This window comes from Pseudomonas synxantha BG33R (genome assembly GCF_000263715.2).
Classification (GTDB): Bacteria; Pseudomonadota; Gammaproteobacteria; order Pseudomonadales; family Pseudomonadaceae; genus Aquipseudomonas; species Aquipseudomonas synxantha_A.
This window is the reverse complement of the sequence record NZ_CM001514.1, coordinates 343,475-361,720: the sequence shown is the minus strand read 5'-3', so window position 1 is coordinate 361,720 and position 18,246 is coordinate 343,475. Positions and strand designations below refer to the sequence as shown.

The window sequence follows — 18,246 nt, the reverse complement described above, 5'->3', positions numbered from 1 at the left end:
TCTATCAATACATCAATACTGGCAATTAGACGCGACCCTTTGTCGCGCCTAGTCTGAACACTGATCAATCCGTCGGTGGTACTGCCCCATGAACGCCAAGCGCCCAACCTGCGCGGCGCCCGCCCTTGAAACGCCCGCGCCCGCCGCCAGCCAGAGCTACCAATACTGCAATCTTGAACACACTGAAGTCGGCAGCACTGCGTTGGCCGAAGAGGTGGCGTTGGCCATTGCCTATAACGACATCAGTCAGGCGGTCATGCTGGTCACACCAACCGACCTGGAAGACTTTATCGTCGGCTTCAGCCTCGGCAGCGGGATTATTGCCGACGTTAGCGACATTTATGATCTCAAAATCAGCGGCGCGGGCTCCGCTCAGTATGCTCAGGTACAGATTTCCAGCCGCGCCTTCTGGAACCTCAAGCAGCAGCGCCGCCAATTGGCGGGCACCAGCGGCTGCGGCCTGTGCGGTGTAGAAGCGGTTGAACAGGCCCTGCCCGACCTTCAAGTGCTGCCCGGCGCGCCCTTGCCGCCCGCGCAATGGCTCGACGGCCTGCGCCAGCGCATCAGTGCGTTCCAACCGTTGGGCCAGTACAGCGGCGCAGTGCACGCGGCGGTGTTTATGAACGATCAAGGCGAATTGCTGTTGGGCCGTGAAGACATCGGCCGGCATAACGCCTTGGATAAATTGATCGGCGCTTTGATCCGCCAAAAGATTCCGACCGACGGCGGCCTGGCGATTGTTACCAGCCGCTGCAGCCTTGAATTGATCCAGAAAGTCTTGCGTGCAGGCATCCAAACCCTGGTCAGCCTGTCGTCGCCCACCGGCCTGGCCTTGCAATGGGCGCGCCGGCACAACCTCAATCTCATCCACCTGCCGCAGAAAAGCGCGCCACGGGTCTACAGCCCAGCGATGGAGCACCAGCCATGAGCCTTCACCACCAAGCCGACCAAACCCCGACTCCGCGCTACAAGCCTTATAAAGGCCCGGCCGGCGGCTGGGGCGCGCTGATCAGCGTGGCGCAAGCCTGGCTGACCAGCGATAACGCGCTTAAAAACCTGCGCATGATGCTCAAGACCAACCAGAACGGCGGCTTCGACTGCCCGGGCTGCGCCTGGGGCGACTCGCCGGAAAGCGGCATGGTCAAGTTCTGCGAAAACGGCGCCAAGGCGGTCAACTGGGAAGCCACCAAGCGCCGCGTCGATGCAGCCTTCTTCGCCAAGCACAGCGTCACGGCATTGCTGGAGCAAAGCGACTATTGGCTGGAATACCAGGGCCGCCTGACTGAGCCGATGCGCTATGACGCCGAAACCGACCGCTACACCCCCATCAGCTGGGATGCGGCATTTGACCTGGTCGGCAAGCACCTCAACGCGTTGCCCAGCCCGAACATGGCCGAGTTCTATACCTCGGGTCGCGCCAGCAACGAAGCCGCCTACCTGTATCAGCTGTTTGTGCGCGCCTACGGCACCAACAATTTCCCGGACTGCTCGAACATGTGCCACGAGGCCAGCGGCGTAGCCCTGGCGCAGAGTGTGGGCGTGGGCAAAGGCACCGTGACCTTTGACGACTTCGAACATGCCGACGCTATTTTCGTCTGGGGCCAGAACCCCGGCACCAACCACCCGCGCATGCTTGAACCGTTGCGCGAAGCGGTGAAGCGCGGCGCCCAGGTGGTGTGCATCAACCCCCTGAAAGAGCGCGGCCTGGAGCGCTTCCAGCACCCGCAACATCCGCTGGAAATGCTCACTAACGGCGACAAGCCGACCAACACTGCCTACTTCCGCCCTGCCCTGGGCGGCGACATGGCGATTCTGCGCGGCATGGCCAAGTTCCTGCTGCTGTGGGAACGCCAAGCGCTGGCCGAAGGCAAGGAAGCGGTGTTCGACCATGACTTTCTCAATGAGCACACCGCCAACGTACTGGAGTATCTGGGCCAGATCGACGACACCTCATGGGAAGAAATCGTCGAGCAATCCGGCCTGACCCTGGTCGAGATCGAGCAAGCGGCGCGCATGTACGCCAAAGGCAAAAACGTGATCATGTGCTGGGCAATGGGGATTACCCAGCACCGTCACTCGGTGCCGACCATCCAGGAAATCGCCAACCTGATGCTGTTGCGTGGCAATATCGGCCGCCCTGGTGCCGGCCTGTGCCCCGTGCGCGGTCACAGCAACGTGCAGGGCGATCGAACCATGGGCATCAACGAGCGCCCACCGGTGGCGTTCCTTGACGCGCTGGAGCGTCGATTCCAGTTTCAGGTGCCGCGAGACAATGGTCACAACGTGGTGGAAGCGATTCACGCCATGCTCGAAGGCCGCTCCAAGGTGTTTATCGGCCTGGGCGGCAACTTCGCCCAAGCCACGCCAGACAGCCCGCGTACCTTCGAAGCCCTGCGCAATTGCGACCTCACCGTGCAAATCAGCACCAAGCTCAACCGCAGCCACCTGATGCACGGTAAAGACGCACTGATCCTGCCGTGCCTGGGCCGTACTGATATCGACATCCAGGCCGACGGCCCGCAAGCGGTGACGGTGGAAGATTCGTTCAGCATGGTCCATGGCTCCAATGGCCAACTGCAACCGCTGTCGGCGCTGATGAAGTCCGAGCCGGCGATCCTGGCAGGCATTGCTGCCGCCACTTTGGGCAGCACGCCCGTGGATTGGAACTGGCTGGTGGCCGACTACGGACGCATCCGCGACCTGATCGCCGACACCATCCCTGGTTTCAAGGACTTCAACGAGAAGATCAAACATCCAGGTGGGTTTTACCTGGGCAACTCCGCCGGCGCACGCCGTTGGAACACACCGTCGGGCCGCGCCAATTTCCGCCCTAACATCCTGCCCAAAGACCTGATCCACGAACGCACCCACGCCACGGGCCGGGTACCAGACCTGATCATGCAGTCGATGCGCTCCCACGATCAGTACAACACCACCATTTACGGCCTGGACGACCGTTACCGTGGCGTCAAGGGCCAGCGTGACGTGCTGTTCGTCAACGAAGCCGACATCATCCGCCTGGGCTTCAAGCCAGGGCAGAAGGCCGACATTGTGTCGCTGTGGGAGGACGGACGTGAGCGCCGGGTGAAGGGCTTTACGCTGCTGGCATTCGATATTCCGGCGGGGCAGGCGGCGGCTTACTACCCGGAAGTGAACCCATTGGTGCCATTGGAAAGCACTGGCGACGGTAGCCATACGCCAACATCGAAGTTTGTTGCGATTCGCTTGGAAGCGGCGAGTGACAGTGGGTTGATCATGGCGCGCTCGGCCTGACTTGATCCGAGATATGTGTTGCTTGAACTACTGCTTTCGCGGGCAAGCCCGCTCCCACACTGGGATGGGTTCACCATTGAGACTGTGTGGACCGATCTAATGTGGGAGCGGGCTTGCCCGCGAAGAGGCCAGCACAAGCACCGCACATTCTACAGGCACAAAAAAGGCCGCTTTTGCATAAAAGCGGCCGTTCCGAAGTAACTAAAGACCTGTAAAAACAACTTAAGTTCCCCATACAAAACAGCAACTTAGCAAATTGTATACAACCTCTGCCGCCGGTCGGATTTCGATTGTCAGCGACCCGATACAACCTCAGGATCGCGCCGTCATCCCCTTGAGGTTTCCCTGAATGAAGTTCTCCTCGATTCTCTTGTTGTCCCTTGGCCTGGTCAGTGGCGCAGCCATGGCCGGTGGCACCACCGAAGCCGGTGTAGGCGGCGCATTGGGCGGGGTTCTAGGTTCTGTTGTCGGCCAGCAGCTGGGCGGCAATACCGGTTCGACCATCGGCGCGGCCCTGGGCGGCGCGGGTGGTAGTGCGGTCGGCGCCGACAAGCGCAGCCGTGGCGAAGCCGCCATTGGCGGCGCACTGGGCGCAGCCGGCGGCAACGTCGTGGGCCGCAGTGTCGGCGGCAGTACCGGCGCACTGATCGGCTCGGCGGCCGGCGGTGGCGCGGGCGGTGCACTGGGCAACTACATGGGTAACGAAAGTGACCGCGACGACCGCCGTTATCGCGACCGCGACCGTGACGACCGTCGCTACTACCGCGATGGCCATCCGGGCCGTGGTCATGCCTATGGGCATCGCAAGAACAAGCACCACTACCGTCATCGGTAAGCTCTGAAGAGCACCGCAGTAGTAATGTGGGAGGAGCAAGCCCCCTCCCACATGGGGTGCCGCAAGGTCAGACCACCAGTCGCTGCAACGCCTCGCGCAACATCCCCGGTATCGGCACAGGCTGGTTCGAGGCCCGATCCACAAACACATGCACAAAGCGCCCCGCCGCACGGGCCTCTTCTTCGCCTGCCTTGAACACCGCCAGCTCATACTGCACCGAACTGTTGCCCAACTTGCCCACCCGTAGCCCGACTTCAATGCGTTCGGGAAAAGCGATCGAGGCAAAATAGTCACAGGCCGAACTCACTACAAACCCCACCACTTCACCGTCATGAATATCCAACCCGCCCTGTTCGATCAGGTAGGTATTCACCGCCGTATCGAAAAAGCTGTAGTAGGTGACGTTGTTCACATGGCCGTAGGCATCGTTGTCGTGCCAGCGTGTGGTGATCGGCTGGAAATAGCGGTAATCGGCGCGCAAGGGCGTTGAGTCAGGCATCGGCAAGTCTCTTCAGAGTAGGTCTAATTGAGCGCGGGCCCATTCGCGCACTTCGGCGTAGGGGTAGTCCTCCAGCGCGGCGAAACCGGGAATGCCCCGCGCCTTCAACTTGGTAAACAACGGCACGCTGATACCGCCAAGAAACCGCGTCAGCCGCTCGGCACTGGGTAGCTCGCCAGTGTGCTCATGATGCCTGTGGATAAAATCGCCGCACAGCCCCATGAAGCTTTTATCCACAAGCGGCGGCAGGCTTGGCGGAGGCGGCAGATACGCGACATGGCCGTGGCACACCGAACAATGTCCACAACGCTGGGGAGCGTTTTCATCACCAAAGTACTGCGCCAGGCGCTGCCCCAGGCAGTGCTCGGTGGCGAACAGGTCGAGCATGGCGTGAATCCGCGCTACCTCCGTCACCTCGTGTTGCTTGAAGCCTGTGTATAACTCAGCGCTCAAGGTTTGTGGTTCGAAATCGGTGTCGAGCAAACTGTAGACCTCGGTCATCTGCTTGCTTTCCAGCTCGATCAGGCCCTGCTCCTGGAAATAATCCAGCGCCTTTACCACACGGCTGCGCTCGGCATTGTGCTGTTGATACAGCGCGTCGAAATCCACCGTTGCCCAGGTTTTCGCACGCTTGCACACCTGGATGATTGCCGCGACGAACTGCTGCCGCTCGCCGGAAAAACGTGCGAGCAAAGCGTCGGGCTCGACCAGGTACTTGAAACGGTATTCGGCATAAAACGCGTAGCGCGGCGCGATCACACCCTTGAGTTCCAACTGCACCAGCAGCGTCTTGAGTGGCAACTCGCGAATATTGCTGTGATCGGACAACGACCTGAGCAGGAACTCCCACTGCCCTTCACTGCGTGCGGTCTGCAACTCCTCGAGGACACGGCCAATGCCCTCTTGCTCCGGCGTGTCGCCGTAGACGAAATTTTCCAGCACATTGAGGCTGTCGCGATTGGCCAACACCAGGCAATCCGACGGCTGCCCGTCACGCCCTGCACGGCCGATTTCCTGGCTGTAGTTCTCGATGGACTTTGGCAGGTCGAAGTGCACCACATTGCGGATATCGCTTTTATCGATGCCCATGCCGAACGCGATCGTCGCGACAATGCAATTGGAGCGCCCACCCATGAACCGCTGCTGGATGCCCTCGCGTTTATCGTGGGGCAAGCCCGCGTGGTAGGCCTCGGCCTGAATACCATGGCGATTCAGATGCTCGGCAATCTGCTCGGCGGTTTTCTGCAAGGTGACGTAGACAATGCTCGGCTGGTCGGGCCGCTCTCTCATCCACTCCACCAGCCGGCGACGCTTGTCCTGGCCGCTGACCGGCTCCACCAGCAGGTTGAGGTTGGGCCGGTAGAAGCCTGTGGTGACCACGTCACCCGGAGCAATCGCGAACTTGGCCTGCATGTCGGCAATCACCTTGGGCGTGGCCGTAGCTGTCAGCAGCAACGCTTGCGGGATATTGAACTGGCGCTGGTAGTCCGGCAGCTTCAAATAGTCCGGGCGGAAGTTGTGGCCCCATTCGGAGATACAGTGCGCCTCGTCCACCACCAGCAGCGAGATCTGCACGCTGTGCAAAAAGTTACGAAAGCGCTCGTTCTTCAAGCGCTCCACCGAAATCATCAGGATTTTCAACTCGCCCGAACGCGCACGGGCCATCACATCGTTGGCCTCATCACGGCTCTGGGCCGAATCGATACTGCCCGCCGAAATGCCATGGCGCTGCAGGAACCCCAATTGATCCTGCATCAACGCCAACAAGGGTGAGACCACCAACGTCAGGTGCGGCAGCAGCACCGCCGACAGCTGGTAGCACAAAGATTTACCCGACCCCGTAGGGAAAATTGCTGCTGCCGAACGCCCGGCCAGGACGGCGCTCACCGTCTCTTCCTGGCCCAGGCGAAACTGTGGATAACCAAAGACCTGCTGGAGGGTGTCGTGCATAAGGCTGTCACTCCATTGACCGCTGAACGTGGCTTAAAAACGTAGCCCAGTAAGTTCGGCGAATCGAGAAAGGTCGCAAGAAAATAAGAGACAGGATGATACACAGGCAGGGGATGGCCCAGGGCCGACGGGGAATATTGCGAAAACTCACATTGAATTAAGATCTTCGGCGGGTTTTTGATACAGGTTACGACTTGGTTTTTATCCTGCCTTCCCCCTGATGCATTGCGCTACAATCAAAGCCTTGCTAACCAGGAGTACGCTGCAATGAGCGAACTGACGTTTGAGCAAAAACAGGATCACTATCACAAGATCCGCCGCTCCAATTATCTGGCCAGCCTGCGCCTGGAAGGGTTCGATACCCAACCGGCCGATGTCGACAAGCCCCTGCCGACCCGCGAAGCCGTCCTTGCCAAGTACCGCAACACCTCGCGCTGATGCTCGACAAATACGGGGTGGGCCAGGACCCGCACTGCTACCCCGGTAGCAGCGTCCTGCGCAACCGCCTCGATTTGCTCGATGAACACCGCCTGCACGAGGCAGAGCGGGAGTTATCCGAGATTGCAGTAGGCAATCTTCCGCTGTTTCCGCCGCCCTACGACCTCGAACGTCTGCAACACATCCACCGCATCCTGTTCGGTGACATCTACGATTGGGCCGGTGAACTGCGCAGCGTCAACATCCAGAAAGGTGAGACGCTGTTCTGCACCCCGGAGCGCATCCCGCCGGAAGCGGCGAAGATCATTCGGCATATGCAGGAATCCAATTGGTATACCGGCGCGTCCCAGGCCGATCTCGTTCACCACATCGCTGAAGCTTATGGCGATCTGAATGTCATCCATCCCTTCCGTGAAGGCAATGGACGGGCTCAGCGGATCCTGTTTGAACAGATCATCGTGAATGCGGGATTTTCGGTGAATTGGTGGCTGGTGAAACACGCGGCATGGATACCCGCGAATATTGATGCGGTGGCGTGTGATTATCGGGGATTGGAGGCGATTTTTGGGCGGTGTATCAGTAAGCCTCTCAGTGTCTGATCGAAGCGCGAACGATTAAACTATCTGTTTATTGCCCGATAACAAACTCACTTCTAAGCCACTGACCACCTGAACGCGACAGCCCCCTCACCCACTCCTACGTACCCACCATGAACCTGGCCCCCAACTTCCCCGAAGATCCTGTCATGCAGCAACTCCTGCAATTGCTGCATGAAGAATTCACTCTGCCGAAACACAAGACCATCAGCCTGCAAACCTCGCTCAACTTCGACCTTGCTTGCGATGGCGTTGAGGCCAAGCAATTCATGGAGGCGCTGGAACAGGATTTCGGGGTAGACCTAAGCGACTACGACGCTTATCGTTACTTTCAGCCGCCGGTATTCGACGTATTCTTGAAGCGACGCGCCAAAGGCCGTGGCGACAAAATACCGCTGACCATCGGCATGCTCTACCTGGCGAGCAAGACCCTCAGGTGGGACACGCAGACCTTGGAAAACCTGAGCTGATCCCAAGAGCACTGAGATACCAATGTGGGAGGGGGCTTGCTCCCGATCGCGGTGAATCAGTCAGCTTATCTATAGCTGACCCACCGCTATCGGGAGCAAGCCCCCTCCCACATTGGTTCTGCGCTAATCTGGCGAGCAGTGTGCATAACAGGGATCTTACATGGACGTACTAATGGGCCTGCTGGCCGCCCTGCTCTGGGGTGGCACGGACTTTCTGGTGGGCCTCAACGCTCGCGCCGTTGGCGTTAAACGCGCGGTGTATTTTGGCCAGGCCCTTGGCTTTCTGATCATGACTCTGCTGCTGGTCATTTTCCCGGCCTTCCTGTTCAAATCCATCGATGCGCCGTTGAGCGTCTGGCTCCTGGGCATCGCAGCGGCCCTGCTGACCGTCTCTGGAGCCCTCGCGCTGTCCAAGGCTTTCGCCCTGGGCAAAGCCGCCATCGTCGCGCCATTGGTCACGTCCTATGGCGTGGTGACCACCCTGCTGTCCTGGGCCAGCGGTGAGCACATCAGCCTGATACAACTGGGCTGCATCGCCCTGTGCGTGATCGGCGTGATCCTGTCCAGCATCCACAAGGACAACGGCACGCCCCACAACAACCCGCGCCTGTCCATCGCCTACGCCATGCTCGCAGCAACGCTGTACGGCACCAGTTTCTGGCTGCAAGGTCGCTACACCCTGCCGGCACTGGGGCCGATCACCATGTTGTGGTTGGGGTACCTGGTGGGCCTGTGCGTGCTGGTGGTGATGGTGCTGAAGATCAAGGACGGCCTGAAGATCCCACCGCTGAAAAATTGCGCGACGTTGACCGGTGCGAGCCTGATGAACCTCGGCGGGTTCTCGGCGTTTTCGTGGGGTGCGATGGCAGGGTCGGTATCGGTGGTGACGGTGATCAGTACGCTATCGGGCGGTATTGCGGCGATCCTGGGGTTTGTGTTTTTCAAGGAGCGCTTGTCGGCGGTACAGGTGCTCGGGGTTGTGCTGGTGCTGGTCGGCGCGGTGCTGCTGCACATCGCCCACTAACCCTGCGCGCACAAAAAAGCCGCCTACAGGAGGCGGCTTTTTCACAACAGCTGAGTCTTACAACTTAGGACCCGCAGCCTTGATCGCATCGCTCACTTCAAACTTCTTGAAGTTCTCGATGAACAGGCCCGCCAGCGCTTTCGCAGCTTCGTCGTAGGCGGCTTTGTCAGCCCAGGTGTTACGTGGGTTCAACAGGCCGGTCTCAACGCCCGGTACGGCCAATGGAACGTCGAGGTTGATAGTGTCGAGGTGTTCAGTTTGCGCACCGATCAACGCGCCGCTCTGGATCGCGGCGATCACGCCGCGAGTAGTCGGGATGTTGAAGCGCTTGCCAACGCCGTAGCCGCCACCGGTCCAGCCGGTGTTGACCAGGTAGACCTTGGAGCCGAAACCACGGATGCGTTTGATCAAAAGCTCAGCGTATTCGCCGGCCGGACGCGGGAAGAACGGCGCGCCGAAGCAGGTGGAGAAGGTCGACTTGATACCGCTGCCGGAACCCATTTCAGTCGAGCCCACCAACGCGGTGTAGCCAGACAGGAAGTGGTAGGCCGCTTGTTCTTCGCTGAGGATCGACACGGGCGGCAGTACGCCGGTCAGGTCGCAGGTCAGGAAGATCACTGCGTTTGGCTCGCCGCCCAGGTTTTTCTCGGAACGCTTGGCAACGTGCTCCAGCGGGTAGGCGGCACGGCTGTTCTGGGTGAGGCTGACATCAGCGTAGTCGGCGTGCTTGGCCTCGTCGATAACGACGTTTTCCAGCACGGCGCCGTGCTTGATGGCTTTCCAGATAACCGGCTCGTTCTTCTCCGACAGGTCGATGCACTTGGCATAGCAACCGCCTTCGATGTTGAACACCACGCCTTCGCCCCAGCCGTGTTCGTCGTCACCGATCAGGTAACGGCTTTCGTCGGCCGACAGGGTGGTCTTGCCGGTGCCGGACAGGCCGAAGAACAGGGTCACGTCGCCTGCTTCGCCAATGTTGGCGGCGCAGTGCATCGGCAGTACGTCGGCGGCCGGCAGCAGGAAGTTCTGCACCGAGAACATGGCTTTTTTCATTTCACCGGCGTAACGCATACCGGCGATCAGCACTTTTTTCTGCGCGAAGTTGAGGATCACGCAACCGTCGGAGTTGGTGCCGTCACGCTCTGGCACGCACTCGAAGTTGGCCACGTTGAGCACTTGCCACTCTTCACGACCGGCCGGGTTGTACTGGGCCGGGTTGATGAACAGGCAACGACCGAACAGGTTCTGCCAGGCAGTCTGGGTGGTCATTTTCACGGCCAGGTAGTGGTCTTCTGCGGCCCCTACGTGAACATGGGAAACGAAATGCTCTTGCGCGTTGTTGAACGCCTCGACGCGAGCCCACAGGGCATCAAACTTGTCGGCCGGGAACTTGCGGTTGATTGGGCCCCAGGCAATGGCGTCCTGGGTGGAAGGCTCTTCAACGATAAAACGGTCGACCGGCGAACGACCGGTGCGGTGACCGGTTTCGACAACCAGCGCACCAGTATCGGCAAGCACGCCTTCACCGCGCTGCAGGGCTTCTTTGACCAGATCGTCAACACTCAGATCGGTGTATACGGCGTTATTGGCTTGCGTCATGAGGTTCCCCGTCGGCCTATGGCCGAGTGCTCCAAACGTTTTGTAGTAGAAAGTTGCGCACTACTACCGCGAAAAAAGTGGGCCGGATTATGCCAGAAAAGCCCAAAAAGAGTAGGGCCCTCCCGTCAGAACACCTCTAATCCGGCGTTTGTCAGGTGATTTACCTGTGCTTAAACGTTTTAGTGGCGGGTGTCGGAAGGGGTGTCGATGCCCGCTCCGGCGAACAATTGGGCTACATCAGCGGCATCGAACAGGTAGCGCTGGTTGCAGAACTGGCAATCGATCTCGATATGGCCGCCGTGTTCCACCACCAGATTTTGCGCATCTTCCAGGCCCAGGCTGACCAAGGCGTTGCCCGAACGCTCGCGCGAACAGCTGCAATGAAAGTGCAAGGCTTGCGAGTCAAACAGCCGCACAGCCTCTTCATGGTAAAGGCGGTGCAGGATGGTTTCGTTGTCCAGGCCCAGCAGTTCTTCGGCCTTCAACGTGTCAGCCAAGGCGATGATATGCCGCCAGCTTTCGGCACGATCATCCTCATCCTTGATGCGATCGGCCGGCAATTGTTGCACCAGCAAACCACGGGCACGTTTGCCGTCGGCGTTAAGCCAGAACTTGGTGCCCACCTGCTGGGACATTACGAAGTAGTTGGTGAAGCACTCCGACAGGGTTTGGCCATCGAGGTCGACAATGCCCTGGTAGCGTTGGCCTTCGGTCGGGTCGACGGTGAGTGCCAGGACGCCATTGGGCATCAGGTCGGCCAAGGTGGCGTCCGCGGCGATCTGGTCGGCTTCATAACGGGCCAGGCCACGGATTTCGCGCTCGCTGGAGCACTCGATCATCAACATGGGCACCGGCCCTTCAGAACGGGCCTGCAAGATCAGCAACCCGTCGAACTTCATGGTGCCAACCAGCAGCGCCGCGGCGGCCATCAGCTCGCCGAGCAATTGCGCGACCGGCTCCGGGTAGGCGTGCTTGGCAAGGACTTCGGCATAGCTGAGCTCCAACGACACCATCTCGCCGCGGGCATCGCTCTCATCGAAGATGAAGCGTTGGGTGAAGTCGGTATCCGGTAGATCAGTCATAGGTCTGGGTATCTGAAGTGATGACAAAATGATTACAAGGTTTATAAAATTAAACGCTTTAGCACCATCTTGGTGCGACTTCTCCTGAATTCAAGGAGCTGAATAGAGCGATGAGGGACAGTTTATGAACAATCCGGGTTTGTTCCAAGCCAACTGGAACCTCCGGCGATGGGCTCTTTGCAATCTACTCGCTATCGGACTGCTGTGTTTTTGGCTGTGGCCCACGGGCCAGATGCTGTGTGTGATTTTCGACGAGTGGCTGTTTCATCTGCTCAATGGCCCGCTGGCCACCCATTCGACCTGGCTGCATGTGTGGGCCGTGGCCAGTCTGCGGCCGTTTGATGCAGTGGTCGGCGTTATTTTGCTGACGCTGCTGATCCGCGGTGACTGGGTGTTCAAGGCCGTGCAGGTGCGCCAGGCGTTTTTTGGTTTTCTCGGCATTCTGCTGCTGTTGCTGTTTATTCGAATGTTGTTCTCCAAACTCGCGGCGCATATGGGCTGGCAGCACAGCAGCCCATCCATGGTGATCAGCGGCGCGATTCAGATGAGTGATTTTTTCCCGGGGCTGGAGAAAACCTGGGAGTTGAAGGACCGTTCCAGCCAGAGCTTCCCGGGCGACCATGCCTCGGTGCTGTTGATCTGGGGGATGTTCATGACCGTATTTGCCAAGCGCATCGGCCAGGTGCTGGTGATCTGGGGCCTGGCGCTGCTGTTCATGATGCCGCGCCTGGTTGCGGGCGCGCACTGGGGTCAGGACGATTACATCGGTGGCGTACTGCTGGCGCTGTTGGCGCTGGGGTGGGGGTATTACACGCCGTTTGCGGCGAAGGTGTCGGGGTTCCTGTTGCGGGTAACCGCGCCGGTGTTCGGGTTGCTTGGAAAACTGCCGGTGATCGGGCGATTGAGCGTCATACGCACCGCGCCTTAAATGCGCGGGTTAAATGTGGGAGGGGGCTTGCCCTATTTTGTAGGAGCGAGCTTGCTCGCGAAAAACTCATAGGCGCCGCGTTCATTCAGCAAGCACGCGTTATCGTTGAGGTTTTTCGCGAGCAAGCTCGCTCCTACAGAGGGCTTGCCCTCTCCCACATTTTTGATCTCCTTCAAGCTGGAGACTTGTATCATCAATCGTCGTTGCCGCTGCCGCGGAACTTGAATAGATCGCGGCGCTGCTTCTTGCTTGGCTTGCCATCGGTGGTCATGCCGGTCGCTCCGGCCTTGCGCATGGCCGCTGCGTTTTCGCGCTTGGCGATACTCGCTTCGGTCTCGGTGTACAGCGCCTGCGCTTCGGGTGCCCCGCGGCGCACGACAGAAAGCGCCTGCACCACGACGGTCTTTTCATCAAATCCTGTACGAATCTGAAACTCATCACCGATACGTGGCTCTTTGCCCGGTTTGCAGCGCTCGCCGCGATGATGAACCTTCCCGCTTTCGATTGCGGCCTTGGCCAGGGCACGGGTTTTGTAGAACCGCGCGGCCCACAACCACTTGTCCAGTCGGACCTTTTCTTCCTCTTCCTGTTTTTGACCCACTTGAATTCCTCGCTCTGAAAAATGTCGCAACCTTACCGTTGAAACCCTTCGACGCATAAACCCCAAGGCTCACCTAAGATACGCCAGGTAGCACCCTGTTTTCGCGAGGATACGCTGTGACCGACTTCCCCCTTTCACTCACCTCGCCCAACCAGCGGTGCGTGGGTTGCCAGCAAAGCGAGCCTCTGGGGTTCGACTTTGCGTTCGCCTACCAGCCTATCGTAGACCTGCGTGACCACTCGATATTCGCCAATGAAGCCTTGGTGCGCGGTACCCAGGGAGAAGGCGCGCTGTCGGTGCTGGCCCAGGTCAACGAAACCAATCGCTACCACTTCGACCAGCGCTGCCGAACCAAGGCCATCGCCGGTGCCGCAGCGCTGGGCATGCAGACTCACCTTTCCATCAATTTCATGCCCAATGCCGTATATCGCCCGGAACTGTGTATTCGCAGCACCCTGGAGGCCGCCCGGGCGCACAATTTCCCGCTGGACCGGCTGATTTTCGAGACGCTGGAAAGCGAGCATGTAGATAACTATCGCCATTTGACGAATATTCTGCGTGAATATCGCGAATTCGGCTTCAAGACCGCCATCGACGACTTCGGTGCGGGCTATTCGGGGCTGAACCTGCTGGCCGATTTCCAACCCGACCTGATCAAACTCGACATGGCGTTGATTCGCGATGTCGATCAAGACCGTGTCCGTCAGGTGATCGTCCGGGGGATTGTCACAATCTGTGAGCAGTTGGGAGTTACTGTCATCGCCGAAGGCATCGAAAGTGCTGGCGAGCGGGATTTCCTCGCCGACTGTGGAATATTTCTGATGCAGGGTTTTTGGTTCGCCAAACCTGCATTCAATGCCCTGGCCAAGGTTTCTCCTCAAGCCTGGGCAAATTGACCGGTACCCATATTGAAGACATTTGACCATTTGACCGTTGTAGGTCTGCGTGAATGGGTGGCACTTCCCGACCTGGGAGTGGCGGGCCTGCGCGCGAAGATCGACACCGGTGCCAGCACCTCAAGCCTGCACGCCACCGATATCGAGCCGTTTGAGCGCGACGGTGAAAAGTGGGTGCGCTTTACCGCGCACCTGGGCAGCGTGGTGCAACTGCGTCACCGTCGCTGCGAAGCGCCCCTGGTGACGATGAAAACCATCAAGAGCTCCAATGGCCATGCGCAGGTGCGCTACGTGATCAGCACCACCCTGGCGCTGGGTGACCGGGTATGGCGGGTGGAATTCACCCTCGCCTGTCGCAAAGCCATGCGTTACCGCCTGTTACTGGGCTCCAAGGCGTTGATTGACGGCCAGTTGGTCGTCAATCCAGGCGTCAAGTACGTTCAAGACAAGCCGGTGTTCCCGGTCTCCACTATTTCTGCCCCAGGTGCTGCATGAAGATTGCTGTGCTGTCGCGAAACCCGCGTCTGTATTCCACCCGCCGCCTGGTCGAGGCCGGCACTGAACGTGGCCATGAAATGGTGGTGATCGACACGTTGCGTGCCTACATGAACATTGCCAGCCACAAGCCGCAGATTCACTACCGGGGCAAACCCTTGGAAGGCTTTGATGCGGTGATCCCGCGTATCGGCGCTTCGGTGACGTTTTATGGCTGCGCGGTGTTGCGTCAGTTTGAAATGATGGGGGTGTTTCCTCTCAACGAATCCGTGGCCATTGCCCGCTCGCGGGACAAACTGCGTTCGCTGCAGTTGCTGTCACGCCGGGGTATCGGCTTGCCGGTCACAGGCTTTGCACACTCCCCGGATGACATCCCTGACCTGATCGAGATGGTCAATGGTGCACCGCTGGTGATCAAGGTACTGGAAGGCACCCAAGGCATCGGTGTGGTGCTGTGTGAAACGGCGACGGCAGCTGAATCGGTGATCGAGGCGTTCATGGGCCTCAAGCAGAACATCATGGTGCAGGAGTACATCAAGGAAGCCGGCGGCGCGGATATTCGCTGCTTCGTGGTGGGCGACAAAGTGATCGCGGCGATGAAGCGCCAGGCCAAGCCCGGTGAGTTCCGCTCCAACCTGCACCGTGGCGGCAGCGCCAGCCTGATCAAGATCACACCGGAAGAACGCATGACCGCACTGCGGGCAGCCAAGGTGATGGGCTTGAGCGTGGCAGGCGTGGATATCCTGCGCTCCAATCATGGGCCGCTGGTGATGGAAGTGAACTCATCGCCGGGCCTGGAAGGGATCGAGACCACCACCGGCAAGGACGTGGCGGGGATCATCATTCAGCATCTGGAAAAGAATGGTGGGCCGAATATGACTCGGACCAAGGGCAAAGGCTAAAAGCCTATTTTAATCCCGACATGAAACCAATGTGGGAGGGGGCTTGCTCCCGATAGCGGTGTCACAGTCACTGAACTTCTTGACTGAAAGACCGCCATCGGGAGCAAGCCCCCTCCCACATTTTTGATATTTGTTGTTTGTCAGACCGCATCTCTAGGCAGCATCAACCCAAGCGGCAAGCGCACCCGCGCCTCCAACCCGCCTTCTTCCCGGTTACGCAACTCGACATTTCCGCCATGCATCGAGGCGATTCGTCGCACGATCGCCAACCCCAACCCGGTGCCCTTGCCACCTCGGGCTCGGTCGCCACGGGTGAACGGGTTGAAGATACCCTCAAGCTCGGCAGGGTCGATCCCCGTGCCACGGTCCATCACGCTCAGCACCACGTAAGGCGCGGCACTGTCACCGGAGACATACGCCGCCACCTCAACATCGGAACCGGCATGATGCAAGGCGTTGCCGATCAGGTTGTTCAGCAGGCGCTTCATCGAGACCCGGCGCAATGCAAACGGCTGGATCGGCTCCAGGCGCATGCGCACCTGCTCACCGTTCTGGTTATAGGGCGCAACCACCTCACGCACGAGGTCCGTGAGGTCCACCTCCTCAACCACTTCATCACGCCCGTCGCGGATGAAGGCCAGGAACTGGTCCAGGATAGCGTCCATGTCCTCGATATCGCGCACCATGTCATCGGTGAGGTCGGTATGGTCCCCCATCAGCTCCAGGGACAGGCGCAATCGCGTCAACGGTGTGCGCAAGTCATGGGACACGCCTGCCAGCATCAGCTCGCGCTCGCGCCCGGCCTGCTCGACGTCTTCCGCCATCTGGTTGAACGCGCCGTACACCTCGGTCATCTCACTGGGCGTGTCGCTGACCGGCAGGCGCACACTGCGCCCCTGGCCCAATTGGCGAGCGGCAAATACCAGGCGCTTGAGTGGTTGGTTGAGCTGACGGACGAAGATCCACGCGGAGGCCGTTGAAAGCAAGCCGATGGCCAGGAACCAGCCCAGCACGTTCCAGATTTTCTGCCCGCGCAGCGGGTGCGGATAAAGCGGCACCTTGATCCAGGCATCGCCCAGGCTAGGTGCCCGCACCCATAACGCCGGTGAAACATGCATGCGCAGCCTCACCTCGGTGTCGGCGCCCAGTTCGGCCTGCATCTGGCGCTGATAGATCTCGCTGTAAGGCCAATGCTGCTCGCCTTCAGGCACGCCGGCCCCATCAACCCGAGTCAAGGTCGACGCCTTGGCCACCTTTTCTCGGTTCTCAGGGTCTACGGCCCAATAGCCCCGCAACGTCAGGGCCACACCGTGGCTGTACTGCCGATCCACCAGCACGTCTTCGTTCATCAACAGATAAACCAGCGTGAGCGCCTTGGAAAACAGAACGACAATAAGCACCAGCCAAAGGGTGCGAGAGAAGAAACTTTGTGGGAACCACAGCGGGGTTTTCATAGATGAAAGCTGCACACCTTGCAGGAACGAGCGGTGCTCGCAGAATTGCAGACGCCGGGCATCCCGTCGACTCTCATGGAGTCAAACGCCGGATACCCGCCCCTGCAAATCATCGGTCACTTGGTTGCGGTGCCATCCGGCACAAACACATAACCCACGCCCCACACCGTCTGGATATACCGCGGCTTGGAGGGGTCCGGCTCAATCATCCGGCGCAGTCGGGAAATCTGCACGTCGATGGAGCGCTCCAGGGCGTCCCATTCACGGCCACGGGCCAGGTTCATCAGCTTGTCACGGGTCAGCGGCTGACGGGCGTTCATCACCAGAGCCTTGAGCACCGCGAATTCGCCGGTGGTAAGCATGTGCACTTCTTCGCCACGCTTGAGCTCACGGGTGGCCAACGACAGTTCGTAGTCGCCAAAGGTGACGCTTTCGTCTTCGCTGCCCGGTGCGCCCGGCACGGCCGGTGCCTGGCGACGCAATACGGCCTTGACCCGCGCCATCAGCTCATCAGGGTTGAACGGCTTGGCCAGGTAGTCATCAGCGCCCAGTTCAAGGCCCTTGATGCGGCTCAGCTCATCGCCCTTGGCGGTGAGCATGATGATTGGAATCTGGTTGTTGGCACCACGCAGGCGCTTGCAGGCGGTAAGGCCGTCTTCGCCGGGCAGCATCAGATCGAGCACGACCAGGTTGAACACTTCACGCCCCAACAGGCGGTCCATTTGCTCGGTGTTCGGCACCGCGCGGGCACGGTAGCCCTTGGAGTTGAAAAAACGCTCCAGCAGGCTGCTCAGCCCCGGATCGTCATCAACGATGAGAATTTTTTCGCCTTCAGCAGTTTGTGCGGTGCTGCTCATTGGATGCTCCTCTTATCTCGGCGCGCATTATGGCGTAGCTGCCGTTATACGCACCGTGTGCATTGTTAGCAGATTTTTCATCTACTGCCAGCGAACCCACGCCCTACAACCTCCGGCGCAGTACCCCCCAATAGCAGAACGCTGGTTATAATGCGGCGCCTCCGTGCAGGGCAACGTCAGATCGTTACCGTTTGCTGCCGGGCTTTTTTTACCCGCTTGTCGTGAATTTTTCGATTTCGAGGGTCAATAGGCAGCCTCTTGACCCAGGCAGCGGCGCCAGTCGGGCCGCTCAACCAGCCTCGCCGGGCCTTGTTTTTACGGGCCGGCGCGCTGATTTTAAGAATTTC

The 18,246-nt window shown here is 59.4% G+C and carries 18 protein-coding genes; 11 read left to right on the top strand and 7 right to left on the bottom strand.

What is annotated here, in order from left to right; translation table 11 throughout:
- Positions 1–88 precede the first annotated feature (88 nt).
- The 3 genes from fdhD (at position 89) to PSEBG33_RS25310 (ending at position 4,108) form a co-directional block, all read left to right on the top strand.
- The gene (gene fdhD / locus PSEBG33_RS25300) at positions 89–928 is read left to right on the top strand and encodes a formate dehydrogenase accessory sulfurtransferase FdhD (RefSeq protein WP_005783839.1); all 840 of its coding nucleotides are present in this window, start codon (positions 89–91) and stop codon (positions 926–928) included.
- The gene (locus PSEBG33_RS25305) at positions 925–3,273 is read left to right on the top strand and encodes an FdhF/YdeP family oxidoreductase (protein ID WP_005783838.1); all 2,349 of its coding nucleotides are present in this window, start codon (positions 925–927) and stop codon (positions 3,271–3,273) included. The genes fdhD and PSEBG33_RS25305 overlap by 4 nt, the downstream gene beginning before the upstream one ends.
- Before the next feature lie 349 nt (positions 3,274–3,622).
- Positions 3,623–4,108: a glycine zipper domain-containing protein gene (locus PSEBG33_RS25310; protein ID WP_005783837.1), complete on the top strand. Its 486-nt coding sequence runs from the start codon at positions 3,623–3,625 to the stop codon at positions 4,106–4,108.
- A 67-nt stretch (positions 4,109–4,175) separates the two neighbouring features.
- Here PSEBG33_RS25310 and PSEBG33_RS25315 read toward each other — a convergent pair whose 3' ends face one another.
- Together PSEBG33_RS25315 and PSEBG33_RS25320 are read right to left on the bottom strand one after the other, a co-directional pair.
- Positions 4,176–4,607 (bottom strand): acyl-CoA thioesterase, encoded by a 432-nt coding sequence (locus PSEBG33_RS25315; RefSeq protein WP_005783835.1) that lies wholly within the window; start codon positions 4,605–4,607, stop codon positions 4,176–4,178.
- Between the two features lie 12 nt (positions 4,608–4,619).
- Positions 4,620–6,557: a RecQ family ATP-dependent DNA helicase gene (locus tag PSEBG33_RS25320; RefSeq protein ID WP_005783833.1), complete on the bottom strand. Its 1,938-nt coding sequence runs from the start codon at positions 6,555–6,557 to the stop codon at positions 4,620–4,622.
- A 267-nt stretch (positions 6,558–6,824) separates the two neighbouring features.
- On the opposite strand from PSEBG33_RS25320, the gene PSEBG33_RS28330 reads away from it, so the two are divergent.
- From PSEBG33_RS28330 to PSEBG33_RS25335, 4 genes are all read left to right on the top strand, one after another.
- Positions 6,825–6,995 carry a YhfG family protein gene (locus PSEBG33_RS28330; RefSeq protein ID WP_005783831.1) on the top strand — a complete coding sequence of 57 codons (171 nt, stop codon included), beginning with the start codon at positions 6,825–6,827 and terminating at the stop codon, positions 6,993–6,995.
- Positions 6,995–7,594 (top strand): Fic/DOC family protein, encoded by a 600-nt coding sequence (locus PSEBG33_RS25325; RefSeq protein WP_005783830.1) that lies wholly within the window; start codon positions 6,995–6,997, stop codon positions 7,592–7,594. The genes PSEBG33_RS28330 and PSEBG33_RS25325 overlap by 1 nt, the downstream gene beginning before the upstream one ends.
- Before the next feature lie 110 nt (positions 7,595–7,704).
- Positions 7,705–8,061 carry a DUF1493 family protein gene (locus PSEBG33_RS25330; RefSeq protein ID WP_005783828.1) on the top strand — a complete coding sequence of 119 codons (357 nt, stop codon included), beginning with the start codon at positions 7,705–7,707 and terminating at the stop codon, positions 8,059–8,061.
- Between the two features lie 160 nt (positions 8,062–8,221).
- A complete protein-coding gene (locus PSEBG33_RS25335; protein WP_005783826.1) occupies positions 8,222–9,085 on the top strand; it encodes a DMT family transporter in 864 nt (287 codons plus the stop codon).
- 57 nt (positions 9,086–9,142) lie between these two features.
- Here PSEBG33_RS25335 and PSEBG33_RS25340 read toward each other — a convergent pair whose 3' ends face one another.
- Together PSEBG33_RS25340 and hslO are read right to left on the bottom strand one after the other, a co-directional pair.
- Complete coding sequence (locus PSEBG33_RS25340; RefSeq protein ID WP_005783824.1) at positions 9,143–10,684, bottom strand: phosphoenolpyruvate carboxykinase; 1,542 nt, start codon at positions 10,682–10,684, stop codon at positions 9,143–9,145.
- 179 nt (positions 10,685–10,863) lie between these two features.
- Positions 10,864–11,766, bottom strand: a complete 903-nt coding sequence (gene hslO / locus PSEBG33_RS25345; protein ID WP_005783822.1) for an Hsp33 family molecular chaperone HslO — start codon at positions 11,764–11,766, stop codon at positions 10,864–10,866.
- Between the two features lie 124 nt (positions 11,767–11,890).
- On the opposite strand from hslO, the gene PSEBG33_RS25350 reads away from it, so the two are divergent.
- Positions 11,891–12,694, top strand: coding sequence for a phosphatase PAP2 family protein (locus tag PSEBG33_RS25350; protein ID WP_005783821.1), 804 nt, complete (start codon positions 11,891–11,893; stop codon positions 12,692–12,694).
- A gap of 193 nt (positions 12,695–12,887) precedes the next feature.
- On the opposite strand, the gene PSEBG33_RS25355 is transcribed toward PSEBG33_RS25350, so the two are convergent.
- A complete protein-coding gene (locus PSEBG33_RS25355; RefSeq protein ID WP_005783819.1) occupies positions 12,888–13,295 on the bottom strand; it encodes an RNA-binding S4 domain-containing protein in 408 nt (135 codons plus the stop codon).
- Between the two features lie 116 nt (positions 13,296–13,411).
- Here PSEBG33_RS25355 and PSEBG33_RS25360 point away from each other — a divergent pair, with 116 nt between their 5' ends.
- Genes PSEBG33_RS25360 through rimK form a run of 3 tightly spaced genes read left to right on the top strand, consistent with a single transcriptional unit; the run spans position 13,412 to position 15,588 of the window.
- Positions 13,412–14,191 (top strand): EAL domain-containing protein, encoded by a 780-nt coding sequence (locus PSEBG33_RS25360; protein WP_005783817.1) that lies wholly within the window; start codon positions 13,412–13,414, stop codon positions 14,189–14,191.
- 30 nt (positions 14,192–14,221) lie between these two features.
- Positions 14,222–14,686, top strand: coding sequence for an ATP-dependent zinc protease (locus PSEBG33_RS25365; protein WP_169986753.1), 465 nt, complete (start codon positions 14,222–14,224; stop codon positions 14,684–14,686).
- On the top strand, positions 14,683–15,588 hold the full coding sequence (gene rimK, locus PSEBG33_RS25370; RefSeq protein ID WP_003187674.1) for a 30S ribosomal protein S6--L-glutamate ligase: 906 nt from the start codon (positions 14,683–14,685) through the stop codon (positions 15,586–15,588). The genes PSEBG33_RS25365 and rimK overlap by 4 nt, the downstream gene beginning before the upstream one ends.
- A 140-nt stretch (positions 15,589–15,728) precedes the next feature.
- Here the strand turns inward: rimK and PSEBG33_RS25375 are convergent, their stop codons facing one another.
- The gene (locus PSEBG33_RS25375; protein WP_005783812.1) at positions 15,729–17,042 is read right to left on the bottom strand and encodes an ATP-binding protein; all 1,314 of its coding nucleotides are present in this window, start codon (positions 17,040–17,042) and stop codon (positions 15,729–15,731) included.
- A gap of 116 nt (positions 17,043–17,158) precedes the next feature.
- Positions 17,159–17,899 carry a two-component system response regulator OmpR gene (gene ompR / locus PSEBG33_RS25380; protein ID WP_003187669.1) on the bottom strand — a complete coding sequence of 247 codons (741 nt, stop codon included), beginning with the start codon at positions 17,897–17,899 and terminating at the stop codon, positions 17,159–17,161.
- Positions 17,900–18,246 lie beyond the last annotated feature (347 nt).

Excerpts from the sequence above, each read along its gene's own strand:
- hslO (WP_005783822.1), bottom strand. The coding sequence starts at position 11,766 with ATGACTGATCTACCGGATACCGACTTCACCCAACGCTTCATCTTCGAT.
- fdhD (WP_005783839.1), top strand. The coding sequence starts at position 89 with ATGAACGCCAAGCGCCCAACCTGCGCGGCGCCCGCCCTTGAAACGCCC.
- PSEBG33_RS25305 (WP_005783838.1), top strand. The coding sequence starts at position 925 with ATGAGCCTTCACCACCAAGCCGACCAAACCCCGACTCCGCGCTACAAG.
- PSEBG33_RS25315 (WP_005783835.1), bottom strand. The coding sequence starts at position 4,607 with ATGCCTGACTCAACGCCCTTGCGCGCCGATTACCGCTATTTCCAGCCG.
- PSEBG33_RS25310 (WP_005783837.1), top strand. The coding sequence starts at position 3,623 with ATGAAGTTCTCCTCGATTCTCTTGTTGTCCCTTGGCCTGGTCAGTGGC.
- PSEBG33_RS25375 (WP_005783812.1), bottom strand. The coding sequence starts at position 17,042 with ATGAAAACCCCGCTGTGGTTCCCACAAAGTTTCTTCTCTCGCACCCTT.
- PSEBG33_RS25320 (WP_005783833.1), bottom strand. The coding sequence starts at position 6,557 with ATGCACGACACCCTCCAGCAGGTCTTTGGTTATCCACAGTTTCGCCTG.
- rimK (WP_003187674.1), top strand. The coding sequence starts at position 14,683 with ATGAAGATTGCTGTGCTGTCGCGAAACCCGCGTCTGTATTCCACCCGC.
- PSEBG33_RS25330 (WP_005783828.1), top strand. The coding sequence starts at position 7,705 with ATGAACCTGGCCCCCAACTTCCCCGAAGATCCTGTCATGCAGCAACTC.
- PSEBG33_RS28330 (WP_005783831.1), top strand. The coding sequence starts at position 6,825 with ATGAGCGAACTGACGTTTGAGCAAAAACAGGATCACTATCACAAGATC.
- PSEBG33_RS25335 (WP_005783826.1), top strand. The coding sequence starts at position 8,222 with ATGGACGTACTAATGGGCCTGCTGGCCGCCCTGCTCTGGGGTGGCACG.
- PSEBG33_RS25350 (WP_005783821.1), top strand. The coding sequence starts at position 11,891 with ATGAACAATCCGGGTTTGTTCCAAGCCAACTGGAACCTCCGGCGATGG.
- ompR (WP_003187669.1), bottom strand. The coding sequence starts at position 17,899 with ATGAGCAGCACCGCACAAACTGCTGAAGGCGAAAAAATTCTCATCGTT.
- PSEBG33_RS25340 (WP_005783824.1), bottom strand. The coding sequence starts at position 10,684 with ATGACGCAAGCCAATAACGCCGTATACACCGATCTGAGTGTTGACGAT.
- PSEBG33_RS25325 (WP_005783830.1), top strand. The coding sequence starts at position 6,995 with ATGCTCGACAAATACGGGGTGGGCCAGGACCCGCACTGCTACCCCGGT.